Raw genomic sequence first — 16,719 nt, forward strand, 5'->3', positions numbered from 1 at the left:
CGCCTGGCACCCGAGCCTTCTGGAGGCGAGAAGATGCCAGCGATCGTGCTCCTCGGCGCCCAGTGGGGCGACGAGGGCAAGGGCAAGGTTACCGACCTGCTGGGTGAGCGGGTCGACTACGTCGTGCGCTACTCCGGCGGCAACAACGCCGGCCACACGGTGATCACGCCGGACGGCCAGAAGTACGCGCTGCACCTGATGCCGTCCGGCGCGCTCTCGCCGAGCGCGATGATCGTCATCGGCAACGGCGTGGTCGTCGACCCGAAGGTGCTGCTGGAGGAGATCGACGGGCTCGCCGAGCGCGGCGTGGACGTCTCCCGGCTGCGCATCTCCGGCGACGCGCACCTGATCATGCCGCACCACCGGGCACTGGACCGGGTGGTCGAGCGCTACCTGGGCAGCTCCCGCATCGGCACCACCGGCCGGGGCATCGGCCCGGCGTACGGCGACAAGGTCGCCCGGATGGGCATCCGGCTCCAGGACCTGCTCGACCCGGGCATCCTGCGTAAGAAGCTGGAGCTGGCGCTCCGGGAGAAGAACCAGCTCCTGTTCAAGGTCTACAACCGCAAGGCGATCGACGTCGAGGAGACCGTCGAGGAATACCTGCGCTACGCCGAGCGGCTGCGGCCGTACATCGCGGAGACCCGGGTGATGCTCTGGGACGCGCTGGACCGCGGCGAGACCGTGCTGCTGGAGGGTGCCCAGGCCACCATGCTCGACATGGACCACGGCACCTATCCGTTCGTCACCTCGTCGAACCCCACCGCCGGCGGGGCGTGCGTGGGCGCGGGCATCCCGCCGACCGCGATCACCAAGGTCATCGCGGTGAGCAAGGCGTACACCACCCGGGTGGGCTCCGGTCCGTTCCCGACCGAGCTGTTCGACGAGAACGGGCAGCACCTGCGCAAGATCGGCCACGAGTACGGCACCACCACCGGCCGGGAGCGCCGCTGTGGCTGGTTCGACGCCGTGGTGGCCCGCTACGCGTGCCGCCTGAACGGCGTCACCGACCTGGTGGTCACCAAGCTGGACGTGCTGACCGGCCTGGCCAAGGTGCCGATCTGCGTCGGGTACGAGATCAACGGCGAGCGCTTCGACGACATGCCGATGACGCAGACCGACTTCCACCACGCCACGCCGATCTACGAGGAGCTCGACGGCTGGTGGGAGGACATCACCAAGGCGAGGACCGAGCAGGAACTCCCCGAGAACGCAAGGCGCTACATCGCCCGCATCGAGGAACTCACGGGCACCCGCGTGAGCGTGGTCGGAGTAGGCCCAGGCCGAGAAGAAAACGTCCTCCGCCACCCCCTCCTCCCCTAACCCACCCCCCCCGGGGGGCCTCACCCCGCCTTGTTGATCAAGGAGTTCACGTCGGATTCCGCGCGGTGTCAGACCTAAACTCCTTGATCAACGGATCGGGGTGGGGCCGGGTGGGCAGGGCTTTCCACAGGGTTGTCCACAGGGGTTTCGGGGGTGGGCGGCCCGCGGGAATGTGCGCGGGTGGGTGATTTCGACGAACTGAGGCGCGCGGTCGTCCGGCAGGGCGGGTTCGTGACGGCGGCGCAGGCTGTGCGGCTCGGCTTCAGCCGGGACCAGGTCCGTCACCTGGTCCGGTCCGGGCGCTGGATCCGCCTGTCGCGTGGCTGCTACCTGCCGATGGCAGATCCGCCGGGGGCCGCCCTGCGGCGCACCCGGATCCGCGCCACGGTCGCGAGCCTGGGTCCGGGCGCGGTGGCCGTGCTGGACACCGCCGCCGAGCTGCACGGTATCGGCGGCCTCCAATCGGCCGCGACCATCCACGTCTCCGTGCCGACCGCCCGTCCGCACGTGCAACGTCGGGCGGAGCCAGGGCTGGAGCTGCACCAGCTGAGGCTCGATGCGGCAGAGGTCTGCCGTGTCGACGGGGTGCCGACGACGTGTCCGGCCCGCACGGTCTCCGATCTCATCCTGCGCGTGAATCGGTATGCGGCCGTGTCTGTGCTCGACTCCGCTCTCAACCGGGGACTGCTGAGCGAGGCAGACCTGCCCATGGTGCTAGCGGGCGTCGCACGCCGCCGGGGCGCCGTTGCCGCGCGCGGGTATCTGGCTGAGGCGGACGGGCGGGCCCAGTCACCGTTGGAGACCCGCACCCGGCTCCGATGCGTCGACGGTGGTGTGCCGCCCGACGCCCTGCAACTGCAGGTCCGGGACGACGACGGTCACCTGCTGGGCATCGGGGACATCGCCTGGCGTGGTGCGCGGTTGATCGCGGAGGCCGATGGCCGGGTGCCGCATCTGACTCCGGACGCGGTATTCGCCGATCGGTTCCGACAGAACCGTCTCGTCAACGCCGGCTGGCGCATCCTGCGCTTCACCTGGGCCGACACTCTCCGCCCCGACTACATCCCGGCCACGGTCCGACAGGCCCTGCGCCGAGCCTGTTGACCAAGGAGTTCGCGTCGGCAGGAGCGGGATTCTGGGACGCAAACTCCTTGATCGACGGGGTGGGAGGTGGGGGTCAGTAGGATGCCGGTCGTGCGGGTTCTTCTTGTGGGTGGTGGTGGGCGGGAGCATGCGCTCGCGCTCGGGTTGGCTGCGGATCCGGCCGTCGAGGCGCTGGTGGCGGCTCCGGGTAATCCGGGGATCGCCGAGGTCGCGTCGCTGCGGGAGGTGACAGCCACCGACCCGGCGGCCGTGGCGGCGCTCGCCGTCGACGTGGCGGCCGACCTGGTGGTCGTCGGGCCGGAGGCGCCGCTGGTGGCCGGGGTGGCCGACGCGGTACGCGCCAAGGGCATCGCGGTGTTCGGCCCGAGCGCGGAGGCGGCCCAATTGGAGGGCTCGAAGACGTTCGCGAAGGACGTGATGACCGCCGCCGGCGTACCGACCGCGCGCGCGTACACCTGCGTCGACGCGGCGGCCGTCGCCCGGGCGCTGGACGAGTTCGGCGCGCCCTACGTGGTGAAGGACGACGGGCTCGCCGCCGGCAAGGGCGTGGTCGTCACCGACGACCGGGCGGCCGCCGAGCGGCACGCCGCCGAGTGCGGCCGGGTGGTGATCGAGGAGTACCTCGACGGTCCCGAGGTCTCGCTCTTCGTGGTCACCGACGGCGAGGCCGCCCTGCCGCTGCTCCCGGCGCAGGACTTCAAGCGCGTCGGCGACGGCGACACCGGGCCGAACACGGGCGGCATGGGGGCGTACACGCCGTTGCCGTGGGCCCCGCCGGGCCTGGTCGACGACGTGATGCGCGACGTGGTGCACCCGACGCTGGCCGAGTTGCGCCGCCGGGGCGCCCCGTTCGCCGGCCTGCTCTACGTGGGCCTGGCGATCACCGCGGCCGGCCCCCGCGTGATCGAGTTCAACGCGCGCTTCGGCGACCCGGAGACCCAGGTCGTGCTCGCCATGCTGGAGACCCCGCTGGCCGGGCTGCTGCACGCCGCCGCCACCGGCACGCTGGCCGGGCATCCGCCGCTGCGCTGGCGCGACGGTGCGGCGGTCACCGTCGTGGTCGCGGCCGAGGGCTACCCGGCGGGCCCGCGTACCGGTGACGTGATCACCGGCGCGGACCGCGCCGGGATCATCCACGCCGGCACCCGCCGGGACGCCGACGGCACGCTGCGCTCCGCGGGCGGCCGGGTCCTCTGCGGTACGGCCACCGGCGCGGACCTGGCCGCCGCGCGCGACGCCGCGTACGCGCTGGTACGCGGCGTCGACCTGGCCGGCGCCCACCACCGGGGCGACATCGCGTCCGCGGCGGTGGACGGCCGGATCACGATCCCGGGCTGACCGTGGGCCTCGGCGCGGCGGGCGGCAGCATGCCGAGCGCCGCGCCGATGACGGCCTGGGCGGTCCGGCTCAGCTCCTCGCTCTTCGCGTCCGTCGCGGTGATCGAGTATTCCACCCGGAACCGGCCGTCCCGGGTGGCGGCGACGCCGGCGAGGTAGCCGTAGCGGCTGCCGGTCTTGAGCCACAGGGTCTGCCCGCCGACCGGCATGGCGGTCAGCCCGGCGCTGTACTCGCCGGTGGTGTGGTCGGCCAGCACCGGCCGGGTGAACATCTCGGTCAGCCACGGCTCGGGCACCACCCGGCCGGCGAACAGCGCGGTCATGAAGGTGTCCAGGTCGGACAGGCTGGAGATCAGGTTGCCGGCGGCCGGAGTGAAGGTCTGGCTCCACACCGTCGCGTCGACCAGCTCGGTCCGGCCGTCGCGGACCACGGCCTGGTAGCCGTGGGCGTGCGGCCCACGGATACGCGGGTCGTCGCCCGGCGCGTACGTGTCCCGCAGGCCGAGCGGCCGGGCGATGCGCCGCCGCACCTCCTCGGCGTACGGGTGTCCGGTGACCTTCTCGATCAGCATGCCGGCCACGATGTAGCCCATGTTGGTGTAGTGCTGGTCCGTGCCGGGCTCGAACTCGCGCGGGTTGCGCAGGCCGAGGCGGACGATCTGCTCCGGGGTCCACCGGTCGTAGCGGTGGGCGAGCTGCCACTCGATCCCGCCCGGCAGGGTCGGGCTCGGTATCCCGTTGGTGTGGTTCAGGAGTTGGCGGACGGTCACCGGCGGGTAGTCGGCGGGCAGCAGGCCGGGCAGGTACCGCTGCACCGTGCCGTCCAGGTCGAGCCGTCCCTCGGCGACCAGTTGCAGCGTCACCGCGGCGGTGAACACCTTGGTGACGCTGCCGGCGCGGAAGCGGGCGTGCGGCGGCACCGGGGCGGACCCGCGCAGGGCGCGTACGCCACTGGTGCCGGACCAGCATCCGTCGGGAGTGGTGATCCGGACCTGGGCGCTCGTGGCGTCGCCGGTGGGTAATCCGGCGATCGCCTGCCGCATCGGGGTCGGGTCGAGGGTGCCGATGGCGCAGTCGGGCCCGTGGGCACCGGACGGCGCGGCGAGGGCGGCGCCCGGTACGACGGTGGCGACCAGGGCTCCTGCCAGCGCGGCGGCGACCGCACGGCGACGGGTGACATCCATGATCTTCATGTCGTCGATCCTGTCGTCCCCCGGTCGGCGGGGGCATCCGGGTGACACCCGCACCCCACCCCGGTCGGCCCTCGGTGGAACCCCGCGACCGGACCCCTAGGTGGTGCGGCTCCGGCCGACGATCCGGTCGAGCACGTTGGCGGTGGCCCGCTCGATCCGTGGGTCGCGGTGCCCGCGCCGGTCGAGCGCCATCGTCCAGCCGAGCGTGCCGGCGGCCGCGCCACCGACGAGGAGGCCGAGCGCCGTGCGCCGCCGGAGTCGGACCATCGCGCTGTTCCCCGCTCACCCCGCTGAAACCGTCCCAGGTGGTCGGCCGATCAGCCGAAGTACCGGCGCAGTTCGCGCCCGAGCACCTTGCCCGTCGCGTTGCGCGGCAGGTACTTGACGAAGACCACGTCGCGGGGCACGGAGAAGCGGGCCAGGTAGTGCCGGACGTACTCGCGGACCGCCTCCGGGTCGAGCGTCTCGCCGGGCCGCAGCGCCAGGAACGCGGCCAGTCGCTGGCCGTACTCCGGGTCGGGCACGCCGATCACCGCGACCTCGCGGACCTGCGGCAACCGGGCGATCAGATCCTCGACCTCGGAGGGGAAGACGTTCTCCCCGCCCGAGACGATCATGTCGTCGGCGCGCCCGTCCACGAAGAGCAGGCCGTCCGGGTTCAGCCGCCCGAGGTCACCGGTGTCCAGCAGGCCGTCGCGGCTCTCCCGGCCGGCGCCCGAGGTGTAGCCCTCGAAGAGCATCTCGTTGCCCACGAAGATCCGCCCGACCTGGCCGTCGCGGACCGGCTGGCCGGCCTCGTCCAGGATCTCCAGCCGGGTGCCGTGCGGCGGTCGGCCGGCCGTGGTGGGCGCGGCGCGCAGCTCGGCCGGGCCGGCGATGGACGCCCAGGAGACCTCGGTCGAGCCGTAGAGGTTGTAGAGCACGTCGCCGTAGCGGTCCATGAAGGCCGTGGCCAGGTTGCCGGGCAGGGCCGAGCCGCTGACCGCGACCACCTTGAGCGGCGGCCGGGGCTGCGGCGGCGCCACCTCCATGAGCCGTTGCAGCATCACCGGTACGGCGAAGACCGCGTCGCAGGGCTGCGCGGCCAGCGCGGCCACCGTGGCGGCCGGATCGAAGCGGCGGTGCAGCACCACCGTGGCCCGCAGCGCGAAGGAGACCTGGAGGGCGGCGTACCCCCAGGTGTGGAAGAGGGGCGCGGCGATCATCACGGTGTCCCGGGCGTGCAGCGGGATCCGGTCGATGATGGACACCAGCGGGCCGAAGCCGTGCGGGGTGGGCCGGCGGGCGCCCTTGGGCGTGCCGGTGGTGCCCGAGGTCAACACGATGGTCCGACCGTCCCGCTCCGGCGGCTGGAGCCGGTCCCCGGGCACCGCGCCGGCGATCAGCTCCTCCTGCCGCCGCTCGTCGACCCGCTGCAGCTCGGCCGGGAGACCGAGGACACGTTCGGCGAACTCGGCGTCGTGCACCAGGACCCGCAGGCCCTGCTCCTCCGTGACGGTGGCCAACTGCGCCGCGGAGAGGCCGGTGTTGACCAGGACGGCGTCCGCGCCGAGCAGCATCGCCGCGACGATCGCCTCGATCAGCCCGTGGTGGTTGCGGCAGAGCAGGCCGACCCGGTCGCCGGTCCGCACGCCGAGGCCGGCCCGCAGGGACCGGGCCAGCCGCTCCGACCGGTCGAGCAGTTCCTGGTACGTCAGCGCGGCGCCGTGCTCGTCGACCACGGCCACGCGCCCGGGGTCGCGGGCGGCGGCCTGGCGCAGCTCGCCGGCGAGACTCCAGCCCCAGCGGCGCAGCGCGTTCAGTTGCGAGGCCACCCGGATCGGGCGGCCCGGGGTGAGCAGTCCGCGTCGGGTGAGCGTGGCGACGATGAACGGCAGGTCCAAGGCGCAACCTCCTTCGCGTTCGTGGTCTCCCGATCATGCATCCGGGCGGTCCGTCCGCCCAGCCGGCGTGATCATCAGCCCAACCTGCGGACACCCGCGGTCGTGGCCACTCCGGTCACGGACCGGCGGCCCGACCCGCGACGGGGTACGCCCGGCACGGCGTGCCGTCGCGGGTCGGGTCGGGGTCCGCCGGCGATCAGCGGATCTGCATCCCGGAGATGGCCCGGGAGATGACCAGTCGCTGGATCTCGGAGGTTCCCTCGAAGATGGTGTAGATCTTGGCGTCCCGGTACCAGCGCTCGACCGGGTGGTCGCGCAGGAAGCCGGCCCCGCCGAGGAGCTGGACCGCCCGGTCGGTCACCGAGACCGCCACCTCGCCGGCCTTGAGCTTGGACATCGAGCCCTCACCCGCGGTGAACGGCCGGTTGTTGCGGCCCATCCAGGACGCCCGCCAGACCAGCAGCCGGGCGGCGTCGATCTCCATCTTCATGTCGGCGAGCGCGAACGCGACCGCCTGGTTCTCGATGATCGGCCGACCGAACTGGACCCGGTCCTTGGCGTAGTCGAGGGCGTACTCGTACGCGGCGCGGGCCACGCCGAGCGCCTGCGCGCCGACGGTGGGGCGGGACAGTTCGAACGTCCGCATCGCGGCCTGGCCGGAGGCGCGCTGCCCGGACCGGGCCCGGGCCAGCCGCTCGTCCAGGGCGTCCTTGCCGCCGAGCAGACAGCGGCCCGGCACCCGGACGTCGTCGAGGAAGACGTCGGCGGTGTGCGAGGCGCGCAGCCCGAGCTTGCGCAGCTTGCGGGTGGCGTTGAGGCCGGGCGTGCCCGGGGGTACGACGAACGCGGCCTGCCCGCGCGAGCCCAGCTCCGGCTCGACCGAGGCGGTGACCACGTGCACGCCGGCGATGCCGCCGTTGGTGGCGTACGCCTTCTGCCCGTTGAGCACCCACTCGTCGGTGGCCTCGTCGTAGACGGCGCGGGTCCGCATCGACCCGACGTCGGAGCCGGCCTCCGGCTCGGTCGTGCAGAACGCGGCGACGGCCGGGGAGTCGACGTCCCCGAAGCACTGCGGGACCCACTCGACGAGCTGGTCGGGGGTGCCGGCGCCGTAGATCCCGGCGACCGCGAGGGCGGTGCCGAAGATGCTCAGGCCGATGCCGGCGTCGCCCCAGAAGAGTTCCTCGCTGGCGATCGGCAGGGAGAGGCCGGTGGGGTCGGCCCAGCAGGTGGCGAGGAACTCGAACCCGTACAGGCCGACCTTCGCCGCCTCCTGGATGACCGGCCAGGGAGTCTCCTCCCGGGCGTCCCACTCGGCCGCGGCCGGGCGCACGACCTCGGCGGCGAAGCCGTGCACCCAGTCGCGAAGGTCCCGCTGTTCCTCGTTCAGGTCGAGCGAGAACTCGGCCATGGTCAGGCCTTGGGGATGTCGAACAGGTTGGCGATGTTGGCGGCCAGGCCCAGGTCGCCCTTGGCCTTCAGCTTGCCGGTCATGAACATCATCACCGGGTTGGCGCCGCCGGAGACGATCTTCAGGAACTCGACCGGGCCCATGGTGAGGCTGAGCTTCGGGTCCCGGGTCGGGGTCTCCGAGACGGTGCAGGTGCCGTTCTCGATGACGATCTCGTAGGTGTCGGTGCCGCCGTCCGGACGACCGGTGATGTTCCAGTGGATGACCGCGTTGGTGGAGCCGGCGCGGTCGGCGCGGAACAGCGTGGGCATCCGGTTGAAGACCTCGCTGAGGATCTTGCCGCGCGCCTCGCCGGACATGATCTCGGCGATCTTGTCGTCCGGGGTGGACTTGACCAGCTGCGCGAACTCCTTCGGGCCGACGTTCGCGAAGTTGGCCGGGTCGAAGTCAGTCATGGGGGAATGCACCTCTCGGGCGGGGCCGACTTTGGTTACTCTCGCGTAACCTTACGCACGAGTAGGTATGCTCGCAAGAGTGTCCAGCACGCCGACCTTCAAGCGCCTCCCCCGGGCCGTACGCGAGCAGCAGATGCTCGACGCGGCGGTCAAGGTCTTCTCCCGCCGGGGCTTCCACGCCGCCAGCATGGACGAGATCGCCGACGACGCCGGCATCTCCAAGCCGATGGTCTACGCCTACCTCGGCACCAAGGAGGAGCTCTTCGTCGCCTGCCTGCACCGCGAGGGCACCCGGATGATGGAGGCCATCGCCGGGGCCGCCGCCCCGGAACTGCCCGCCGACGAGCGGCTCTGGCGCGGGCTGCGCGCGTTCTTCGGGTTCGTCGGCGCGCACCGCGACGGCTGGGCCGTGCTCTACCGCCAGGCCCGCGGCTCCCAGCCGTTCGCCGCCGAGCTGGCCGCCATGCGCGGCCGGCTGGTCGAGGTGGTCGCCGGGATGCTCGACCACGCGCTGCGCGCCTCCGGCCGCGAGGTCGGCGCCACCGACCTGGAGGTGGTCGCGTACGCCCTGGTCGGCGCCACCGAGTCGCTCGCCGACTGGTTGGCCGACCACCCCGAGGCCGACGCCGAGAAGACCGCCACCCGGATGATGAACGTGGCCTGGCTCGGCGCCGACCAGTTGCTGCGCGGCGTCACCTGGCACCCGGGGGAGGTGTAAGGAAGGGCCCCCTGTTAACGCCTGCGGTAGAGGAGGGGTCCCCTGTTAACACCCGCGCCGCGCGAATCCGCGCCGCCCGGCGGCCCCGGACCCAGCGCACCACCTCCACCACCAGCGTCACGGTGAGGGCCAGCCCCAGCCCGAACAGCAGGCCGCGGAGCGGGTCCCGCTCGAAGGCGAGCCCGCCCAGGTAGCCCACCGACGCCGAGTAGGCGCCCCAGGTGGCGGCGGCCAGCGCGTCGAAGGCGAGGAACCGCCGGCGCGGGAACCGGGTCGCCCCCATGGTGAGGGTGACCGCGGTCCGGCCACCCGGCACGTACCGGGCCACGGTGAGGATGAGCCCACCCCGCACCGCGATGCCCCGCCGGGCCCGGTCCACCGCGGCCCGCCGCCGACCGTCGCGGGGCACACGGTCCAGCAGCCGCGCGCCGCCGTGCCGGCCGATCGCGTAGGAGACGTGGTCGCCGACCAGCGCGCCGAGCGCGGCCACGCCGATCACCAGCGGCAGGTCGGGCTGGCCGGTCGCGGCGAACACGCCGGCGGTGATCACGGCGGTCTCGCTCGGTACGACGGGGAAGAACCCGTCCACCACGGCGATGGCGAACAGGGCCAGGTAGACCCAGGGCGACGAGATCGTGTCGTGGAGCAGTTCGAGAGCGGCATCCATGACGTCGATGCTGGTCGGGGCGGCGGCGGGTGGAATCTGTCGACGGTCTGCCCCGGGGGTCCACTTTCGTCGTGCCGTACCCCGAGGTGGTCTCGGGGTCGGCACCCAACCCTCCCCGAGCCCGGTCCCGCCGCGGGCCGACCGGGCCTAGGCTCGCGGGGTGACCACCTGGCCGGGCGCCGTCCGGCGCGTCGAACCGTACCTGCCGGTGCTGCTGGCCGGGGCGGTGGCCGCCGCCACCTGGGCCTCGGCGACCGGTGGGCTCGGCGTCCGCTCGCCGCTGCCGACGGCGGTGATCCTCCTGCTCGCGCTGGCGGCGGGCGCCTCGGTGCTCTCGTCACGCCGCTGGGCGCTCCCCGCCGCGGCCGCCGTGTGCTGGCTGGTCCTGGCCGCCTGGGCGGCCGTCGTGGTCGCGTCCTGGCGGGCCGGCACCGGCCTGCGCGGCCGGCAGCTCGCCGCGTACCTGCTCGGGACGTTCCCGGTCATGCTCGTCGGCGTGGCGGTCGGCAGCGCGGTGGGTGGCGAACGCCGCCTGGTCATGGCCACTCCCGGGAACGCGGTGGTGTTCTACGCCTGGCTGGTGATCGCTCCGGCGATCGTCGGGCTCTGGATCCGGGCCCGGCGGGACGCCCTGGCCGCCCTGCGGGACCGGGCCGAGCGGCTGGAGCGGGAGCAGGAGGCGCGAGCCGACCGGGTCCGCGCCGAGGAGCGGGCCAGGATCGCCCGGGAGATGCACGACGTGGTGGCGCACCGGGTCTCGCTCATGGTGGTGCACGCGGGCGCGCTGGAGGTGACCACCGCCGACCCGGCCACCGTCGAGACGGCCGCGTTGATCCGGTCCACCGGCCGGGCCGCGCTGACCGACCTGCGGGAGGTGCTCGGCGTGCTGCGCCAGGAACCGCCGCTGCCGCTGCCCGGCCGGGACGCGGTCGGCGAACTGGTCCGCGAGTCGCGCGCGGCCGGCCTCCGGGTGAGCCTGACCGACGAGGTGGCGCCCGGCCCGGTGCCGGGCGCGGTGGCCCGGACCGTGCACCGGGTGGTCCAGGAAGGGCTGACCAACGTGCGGAAACACGCCCCGGACGCGGCGGTCGCCGTCCGCCTGCGGCACCTGCCCGAGGGGGTCGAGGTCACCGTCCGCAACGACCCGTCCGCCCGTACCGGCCCGGTGCTGCCCGGTGCCGGGCTCGGACTGGTCGGCCTGCGGGAACGGGTGGAGCTGACCGGTGGACGGCTGACGGCCGGACCCACCCCCGACGGGGGATTCCTGCTGCACGCGGTGATGCCGGCCGGGGAGGCGACGTGATCCGGGTCGTGATCGCCGACGACGAGCAGCTCATCCGCGCCGGGCTGCGGCTGATCCTGGAGGCGGCGCCGGACATCGCCGTGGTCGGCGAGGCGGCCGACGGGACCGAGGCGCGGGCCGCCGCCGAGCGGCTGCGGCCCGACGTGGTGCTGCTGGACGTCCGCATGCCCGGCCTCGACGGGCTGGCCGCGGCCCCCGCGATCGTGGCCGCGGGCCCGAAGGTGGTCATGCTGACCACCTTCGACCTGGACGAGTACGTGCACGAGGCGCTCCGTGCCGGCGCGGTCGGCTTCCTGCTCAAGGACACGCCGCCCCGGGAACTCGCCGCCGCGGTACGGACCGTCGCCGCCGGGAACGCCATGCTCGCCCCGACGGTGACCCGGCGGCTGATCAGTTCGTTCGCCGAGCGCGGTCCGGCGCGGCGGGAGGCCGCCCGGCAGCGACTGGCCCGGCTGACCGACCGGGAGGCGGTGATCGTCCGCGAGGTGGCCCGGGGGGACGGCAACGCCGAGGTGGCCCGCCGGGTCGGGGCCAGCGAGGCGACCGTGAAGACGCACGTCAGTCGCGCGTTGGCCAAGCTCGGCGTGGCCAACCGGGTGCAGCTCGCCATCCTCGTGCACGACGCCGACCTGCTGGAGTGACCGGCAGCGGTCAGCGGTGGGCGGCCCGGGCGCGGGCCCGACGGCGGGCCCAGCGGGCCGCCTCGAACAGCCCGGTGACCGCCAGCGAGAGGCCGACGCCGGCGAGCAGGGCGGTGACCGGGTTGTGCTCGAACGCCAGCCCGCCGAAATAGCCGAGCAGCCCGCAGTAGATCCCCCACGTGGCGCAGGCCAGCGCGTCGTACAGCAGGAACGAGCGCGTCGGGTAGCGGACCGCGCCCATGGTGAGCGTGACCGCGGTCCGGCCGCCGGGGACGTACCGGGCGGTGGTCAGGATCATCCCGCCCCGCCGGTCGACCGCCCGGCGGGCCCACTCGGAACTCGCCCGCCGCCGGCTGTCCGCCGGCAGCCGGGCCAGCCGGTGCGCGCCCCCACCGCGCCCGATGGCGTACGAGACGTGGTCGCCGATCAGCGCGCCGAGCGCGGCGGTCACGATCACCAGTGCCAGGTTCGGCTCGCCGCCGGCGGCGAACACCCCGGCGGTGATCACCACGGTCTCGCCCGGCACCGCCGGGAAGAACGCGTCGACGGCGGTGACCGCGATGATCACCAGGTACACCCACGGCGAGGTCACCGTGTGGTGCAGCAGGTCGAGCACGTCCCCCATGTCTCCCATGCTCGGCGCTGCGGTGTTAAGCGGGGGCCCTTCCTATACAAATGGCGTTAACAAGGGGCCCTTCCTTCTCCTCGGCGGTGGGGCCGTGCGAGGTGAGCACCACGGGCGCGCCGAGCGCCGCCGAGACGGCCGCCGGCCAGTCGTCCGGCTCCTCGTCCAACACCGGCCGGGCCCGCATCAGCCGGGCCGTCAACGCCGCCTGCCGTCCCAGGTCACCGGCCGGCCCGGGGACGAGCCGGTCGATCCCGTCGTAGCGGCGGCAGATCCGCAGCTCGGGGCCGGCCAGGTCGAGGTGGGTCAGCGCCAGCCCGTCCACGCCGCCGGTCACGTCGAGGGCGTACCGGTGGGCGACCGCGTCGAAGTGCCCGAACCGGAACCGGCCCTGCCACGGGTTGGTCGGATTGCGCGGGTCGGTGAACGGCAGCGCCGGGTCCTCCGTGACCAGCGGCCCCGGGCCGTGCCGGGTGGTGGTCACCCGCAGCACCCCGAGCCGCTGCGCGGTGCCGGCCATCCCCGCCTCGGCGAGCAGCGTCTCGGCGTTGGCGAACGTCGTGGTGCTCCACGTGGTGTACGGGTGGAATCCGTGCCACTCGTCCAGCAGCACCCCCTGCGCGCCCTCGAACACGCAGGTGCCCTCGCGCAGCGCCCCGGCGAGCCAGCTCCGGTCGACGATCGCCACCCGGTCGGCGAACGCGGCGTATGCGGGCAGGCAGTCGTCCACCGGCGGCGCGTCCAGCGGCCCCAGCTCGGCGGTGAGCCGGTCGCGCAGCGCGGCCAGCCGACGGCGCAGCACCGCCGGGTGGCGGCAGTCCGCCACCCGGGGCGCCTCGTCGGGGTGGGCGAGGCCGTACGCGACCGCCTCGCCCACCCCGAGCCCGCAGGAGCCGTGCCGGTCGGCTCCCCGGGCGATCTCCCGGGCCCGGTTGGCGGCCCGGTGGTACGGGGTGGCCAGCAGCGCCTCCCCGTCCACGGTCAGCCGGTCGAGCGCGTCGGGCACCCCGACCGCCGCGAGGTGGTCGGCCTCGGCGGCCAGCGCCAGCGGGTCCACCACGACGTGCCGGGCCAGGTGGGTCCGTACGCCGGGGCGGAACGTGCCGGCCCCGAACTGGGCGAACGTGTGCGCCCGCCCGTCGCGCAGGACGACGTTGTGCGCCGCCTGCGCGCCCCCGTTGAACCGGACCACCGTGTGCACCGGCCGGGTGGCGCAGAGCAGGTCGACGACCGTGCCCTTGCCGGCGTCGCCGTAGCCGAGATCGACCACCGTCACGTGGTTCACAGCCGGGTGACCCCGCTTCCGCCGTCGGTCGGGGTGAACGGCATCGTGGCCACCGCGCGTCGGCCGGAGCCGAGCCGGGCCAGCGCCCGGGAGACGGTCCGGGTGGCGGTCGAGCCGGCCCGGTCCAGGTCGCGCAGCCCGTCGTCCAGGTCGATGGCCTGCTCGCCGAGGCCGACGGTGAGCGCGATCGTCTCGCAGACCGCGTCCAGGTCGTCCAGCTCGACCGCGTTCTGCCCGAGCAGGCCGCGCCAGAAGTCGAGCACCTTGCGGTTGCCGGCGTAGTGGCTGCCGGCGGGAAGCAGGTAGTAGGTGTCCCAGCGGGCGGTCACCTCGTCCACGATCTGCCGGACCGGCACGTCCTCGCGCAGGTCGTCGCCGATCAGCCGGGCCACCTCGCCGGCCTTCACCCGGGGGTACGCCAGCTCGTCGCCGATGATGAACAGGTAGCCGCGCCGGCCACGCTTCTCCCAGCTGTCGGTGGCCGTGTGCCGGGCCATGAAATAGAGCGCCAGCTCGTACGACTCCATCATCTGGCCGCCCCCGCCGCCCTCCAGCACGATCCGGCCGAGGTCGTCGTCCATCCGGTTGTCGGACTCGAACTGCCCGACCTGCAACGGCACCCGGTCGCACGTGGCGTCGCCGATCGCGCCGAACATGACCTGCGGGTCCTTCGCGTACCCCTGGCGCAGCAGCAGGCCGAGCAGCTGCGGCAGCTTGCTCTGCAACACCCGGGGCACGTGCCCCATCGAGCCGGTGACGTCGAACAGCACGGCGATCGGCGTCGACCGCGGGTGCTCGGCGGAGTCGCGGCTCTCCCGCGCCGCGTCGCGCGGGTCGAGCGCCGGGTGCACCGTGCGGGCGCCGCTGTCGCTGTAGGAGAACGCGCTCCTGCCGGTGCGACGCCGGTAGCGGTCGGCGGCGTCGTACACGTCGGTGGACCAGATTCCACTGCCCATGGCAGCCTCCCTAGGGGTTGAGGGTGAAGGGTCGGAAGGTGCGCGGCCCGTAGAGCCGGTGCAGCACCTCGTCCAGTTCGCGCAGCAGCCGCCAGGCGTCGTCGGGTCGGGCGGACAGCGTGGGCTGCCGGCAGCCGTCGGCGAAGGCGCGCAGCTCGTGCGGGGCGCGGTCGCCCATCAGCCAGGTCATGCAGCGGGCGGCGAGCGCGATGTCGGTGCCCGGGCCGCTCTGCCGCTTCGCGGCGACCTCCGGCGGATACCAGTCCTCCTGGCCGGGCACCAGCGCCGGCACGAGGCCGCCCGGCTCGGCCGAGAAACACCAGTCCACGAGCACCAGGCCGTGCGCGTCCGGCTCGATCAGCACGTGCCGGGGCAGCACCGCGCCGTGCACCACGCCGGCCCGGTGGGCCAGGCCGAGCGCCACGAGCAGCCGCCGCCACATCCAGGCCGCGTCGCGCGGGTCGACCCCGTCCGGGTACGCCCGGCGCACGTCCTCCAGGCTGTGCAGCCCGGGCGGGGTGGCCAGCACGTTGACCAGGCGTTCGGCTCCGGTCGACGGGTCACGCACCGGGTGGGAGTCGACCAGCCGGGGCACGTAGGCCAGGTGGCGCGCGTCGCCGCGCTCGGCGATCCGCCGCAACGCCCGCGCCTCGCGCGCCATCAGGTCGTTGTCGCCGGGGTGCCGGGGCACCTTGATCAGGTGATAAGAAGGGGCCCCTCCTCTACCGGAGGCGTTAAGAAGGGGCCCTTCCTTGCGGTGCAGGGTGGCGATGTCGCCGGTGTACGCCTCGGGGTTGCGCCAACGGGTGGTGACCGTGGTCAGGGCGGCGGTGGCGGCGGCGCGGACCCGGGGGTCGGCCGCGGCCAACCGGTCGGGGTGCAGCGCGCCGACCAGCTCCCGGTAGCGGCGGGCCGGCGCCTCGGCGCCGAACAGGTCGGCGTGACTGCGGGCGGCGGTGACCAGCCGGATCGCCTCCTCGGTGGTCATCGCACCGTCTCCTCCCGGGCGGGGCGCAGCAGCGCCGGGTGGAGCAGCCGGGCGTCGCCGGCGCGGTAGAGCTTGGCGCGGGGGCCGCCGCGCGCGCCGCCGCGTTCGGTGCTGGCGCCGGTGCTCTCCACGAAGCCGGGCACGGAGAGCACCTTGCGGTGGAAGTTGCCGGCGTGCAGCGGGTGGCCCCAGACCGTCTCGTAGACCTCGCGCAGCTCGGTGATCGTGAACTCGGGGGCGAGGAATCGGGTGGCCAGCGGCGTGTACTCCAGCTTGGACCGGGCCCGCTCCAGCCCGTCGTCGATGATCCGGCCGTGGTCGAAGGCGAGCTGCCGGCTGGTCAGCGCGGTGACCGGCAGCCAGATCGCCTCGTCGGCGTCGGTGTCGGCCACCGGGTCGGGCAGGTCGGGGGCGAACGCCAGGTGGGCGATCGACACCACCCGCATGCGGGGGTCGCGGTCGGGGGCGCCGTAGCTGCCGAGCTGCTCCAGGTGCACCCGGCGCAGCCGGTCGCCGCCGAGCCCGGTCTCCTCGGCCAGCTCGCGCCGGGCGCCGGCGGTGAGGTCCTCGTCGGGGTGGACGAAGCCGCCGGGCAGCGCCCAGTGCCCCGCGTACGGCGGTGCGCCGCGCCGGATCAGCAGCAGGTGCAGCGCGCCCTCGCGGATGGTCAGCGCGACCACGTCGACGGTGACCGCGACCGCCGGGTAGTCCCGGGGGTCGTATCCGGCGAGGAAGTCCTGCTCGTTCACGGCGCTCACTCTCTCATGTTGAGAACAACTCAATCTGAGAACAACTTAGCGCAGGAAAGAGGGGGCCGACAAGCCCCCTCT

17 protein-coding genes are annotated in these 16,719 nt (G+C 73.9%); 6 read left to right on the top strand and 11 right to left on the bottom strand.

Features of this window, described 5'->3' with window-relative positions:
- Positions 1–33: 33 nt before the first annotated feature.
- The 3 genes from ACN27B_RS10565 to purD all read left to right on the top strand — a co-directional run bounded on the left by ACN27B_RS10565 (position 34) and on the right by purD (position 3,765).
- Positions 34–1,323 carry an adenylosuccinate synthase gene (locus ACN27B_RS10565; protein ID WP_091565793.1) on the top strand — a complete coding sequence of 430 codons (1,290 nt, stop codon included), beginning with the start codon at positions 34–36 and terminating at the stop codon, positions 1,321–1,323.
- Between the two features lie 180 nt (positions 1,324–1,503).
- The gene (locus tag ACN27B_RS10570) at positions 1,504–2,427 is read left to right on the top strand and encodes a type IV toxin-antitoxin system AbiEi family antitoxin domain-containing protein (RefSeq protein ID WP_422744701.1); all 924 of its coding nucleotides are present in this window, start codon (positions 1,504–1,506) and stop codon (positions 2,425–2,427) included.
- 90 nt (positions 2,428–2,517) lie between these two features.
- Entirely contained in the window at positions 2,518–3,765 is a 1,248-nt protein-coding gene (gene purD / locus ACN27B_RS10575) for a phosphoribosylamine--glycine ligase (RefSeq protein WP_099164839.1), read from the top strand.
- On the opposite strand, the gene ACN27B_RS10580 is transcribed toward purD, so the two are convergent.
- The 5 genes from ACN27B_RS10580 to ACN27B_RS10600 form a co-directional block, all read right to left on the bottom strand.
- Positions 3,749–4,957, bottom strand: coding sequence for a serine hydrolase domain-containing protein (locus tag ACN27B_RS10580; RefSeq protein WP_216642289.1), 1,209 nt, complete (start codon positions 4,955–4,957; stop codon positions 3,749–3,751). The two genes, purD and ACN27B_RS10580, sit on opposite strands and share 17 nt — an antisense overlap.
- A gap of 96 nt (positions 4,958–5,053) precedes the next feature.
- Positions 5,054–5,224 carry a hypothetical protein gene (locus ACN27B_RS10585; RefSeq protein ID WP_157779159.1) on the bottom strand — a complete coding sequence of 57 codons (171 nt, stop codon included), beginning with the start codon at positions 5,222–5,224 and terminating at the stop codon, positions 5,054–5,056.
- A gap of 50 nt (positions 5,225–5,274) precedes the next feature.
- On the bottom strand, positions 5,275–6,840 hold the full coding sequence (locus tag ACN27B_RS10590) for an AMP-binding protein (protein WP_422744704.1): 1,566 nt from the start codon (positions 6,838–6,840) through the stop codon (positions 5,275–5,277).
- Positions 6,841–7,036: 196 nt separating this feature from the next.
- On the bottom strand, positions 7,037–8,251 hold the full coding sequence (locus ACN27B_RS10595) for an acyl-CoA dehydrogenase family protein (protein ID WP_091565785.1): 1,215 nt from the start codon (positions 8,249–8,251) through the stop codon (positions 7,037–7,039).
- A 2-nt stretch (positions 8,252–8,253) separates the two neighbouring features.
- A complete protein-coding gene (locus ACN27B_RS10600; protein WP_091565780.1) occupies positions 8,254–8,706 on the bottom strand; it encodes an SCP2 sterol-binding domain-containing protein in 453 nt (150 codons plus the stop codon).
- Between the two features lie 79 nt (positions 8,707–8,785).
- Between ACN27B_RS10600 and ACN27B_RS10605 the strand changes: the two genes are divergently transcribed.
- Positions 8,786–9,424 (top strand): TetR/AcrR family transcriptional regulator, encoded by a 639-nt coding sequence (locus tag ACN27B_RS10605; RefSeq protein WP_172967875.1) that lies wholly within the window; start codon positions 8,786–8,788, stop codon positions 9,422–9,424.
- Here the strand turns inward: ACN27B_RS10605 and ACN27B_RS10610 are convergent.
- Positions 9,399–10,091 carry a DedA family protein gene (locus tag ACN27B_RS10610; RefSeq protein ID WP_422744707.1) on the bottom strand — a complete coding sequence of 231 codons (693 nt, stop codon included), beginning with the start codon at positions 10,089–10,091 and terminating at the stop codon, positions 9,399–9,401. The genes ACN27B_RS10605 and ACN27B_RS10610 overlap by 26 nt on opposite strands.
- Before the next feature lie 160 nt (positions 10,092–10,251).
- On the opposite strand from ACN27B_RS10610, the gene ACN27B_RS10615 reads away from it, so the two are divergent.
- Both ACN27B_RS10615 and ACN27B_RS10620 read left to right on the top strand, forming a co-directional pair.
- Complete coding sequence (locus ACN27B_RS10615; RefSeq protein ID WP_422744709.1) at positions 10,252–11,394, top strand: sensor histidine kinase; 1,143 nt, start codon at positions 10,252–10,254, stop codon at positions 11,392–11,394.
- A complete protein-coding gene (locus tag ACN27B_RS10620) occupies positions 11,391–12,035 on the top strand; it encodes a response regulator transcription factor (protein WP_357627589.1) in 645 nt (214 codons plus the stop codon). Before ACN27B_RS10615 ends, ACN27B_RS10620 begins: the two co-directional genes overlap by 4 nt.
- Before the next feature lie 10 nt (positions 12,036–12,045).
- On the opposite strand, the gene ACN27B_RS10625 is transcribed toward ACN27B_RS10620, so the two are convergent.
- The 5 genes from ACN27B_RS10625 to ACN27B_RS10645 are packed head-to-tail and all read right to left on the bottom strand — an operon-like array spanning position 12,046 to position 16,638.
- A complete protein-coding gene (locus ACN27B_RS10625; RefSeq protein WP_422744712.1) occupies positions 12,046–12,660 on the bottom strand; it encodes a DedA family protein in 615 nt (204 codons plus the stop codon).
- 25 nt (positions 12,661–12,685) lie between these two features.
- On the bottom strand, positions 12,686–13,945 hold the full coding sequence (locus ACN27B_RS10630) for an adenylosuccinate synthetase (protein ID WP_422744714.1): 1,260 nt from the start codon (positions 13,943–13,945) through the stop codon (positions 12,686–12,688).
- A complete protein-coding gene (locus ACN27B_RS10635; RefSeq protein ID WP_422744716.1) occupies positions 13,942–14,901 on the bottom strand; it encodes a hypothetical protein in 960 nt (319 codons plus the stop codon). The genes ACN27B_RS10630 and ACN27B_RS10635 overlap by 4 nt, the downstream gene beginning before the upstream one ends.
- 10 nt (positions 14,902–14,911) lie before the next feature.
- Positions 14,912–15,889, bottom strand: a complete 978-nt coding sequence (locus tag ACN27B_RS10640) for a serine/threonine protein kinase (protein ID WP_099163071.1) — start codon at positions 15,887–15,889, stop codon at positions 14,912–14,914.
- The gene (locus ACN27B_RS10645; RefSeq protein ID WP_099164838.1) at positions 15,886–16,638 is read right to left on the bottom strand and encodes an NUDIX hydrolase; all 753 of its coding nucleotides are present in this window, start codon (positions 16,636–16,638) and stop codon (positions 15,886–15,888) included. Before ACN27B_RS10645 ends, ACN27B_RS10640 begins: the two co-directional genes overlap by 4 nt.
- Positions 16,639–16,719 lie beyond the last annotated feature (81 nt).

Source organism: Micromonospora sp. WMMD754, assembly GCF_049315235.1.
Lineage (GTDB): Bacteria > Actinomycetota > Actinomycetes > Mycobacteriales > Micromonosporaceae > Micromonospora > Micromonospora sediminicola.

What these genes read in the sequence shown, in the direction of transcription:
- ACN27B_RS10610 (WP_422744707.1), bottom strand. Translation starts at nt 10,091, where the DNA reads ATGGATGCCGCTCTCGAACTGCTCCACGACACGATCTCGTCGCCCTGG.
- ACN27B_RS10600 (WP_091565780.1), bottom strand. Translation starts at nt 8,706, where the DNA reads ATGACTGACTTCGACCCGGCCAACTTCGCGAACGTCGGCCCGAAGGAG.
- ACN27B_RS10595 (WP_091565785.1), bottom strand. Translation starts at nt 8,251, where the DNA reads ATGGCCGAGTTCTCGCTCGACCTGAACGAGGAACAGCGGGACCTTCGC.
- ACN27B_RS10580 (WP_216642289.1), bottom strand. Translation starts at nt 4,957, where the DNA reads ATGAAGATCATGGATGTCACCCGTCGCCGTGCGGTCGCCGCCGCGCTG.
- ACN27B_RS10640 (WP_099163071.1), bottom strand. Translation starts at nt 15,889, where the DNA reads ATGACCACCGAGGAGGCGATCCGGCTGGTCACCGCCGCCCGCAGTCAC.
- ACN27B_RS10635 (WP_422744716.1), bottom strand. Translation starts at nt 14,901, where the DNA reads ATGGGCAGTGGAATCTGGTCCACCGACGTGTACGACGCCGCCGACCGC.
- ACN27B_RS10625 (WP_422744712.1), bottom strand. Translation starts at nt 12,660, where the DNA reads ATGGGGGACGTGCTCGACCTGCTGCACCACACGGTGACCTCGCCGTGG.
- ACN27B_RS10565 (WP_091565793.1), top strand. Translation starts at nt 34, where the DNA reads ATGCCAGCGATCGTGCTCCTCGGCGCCCAGTGGGGCGACGAGGGCAAG.
- ACN27B_RS10585 (WP_157779159.1), bottom strand. Translation starts at nt 5,224, where the DNA reads ATGGTCCGACTCCGGCGGCGCACGGCGCTCGGCCTCCTCGTCGGTGGC.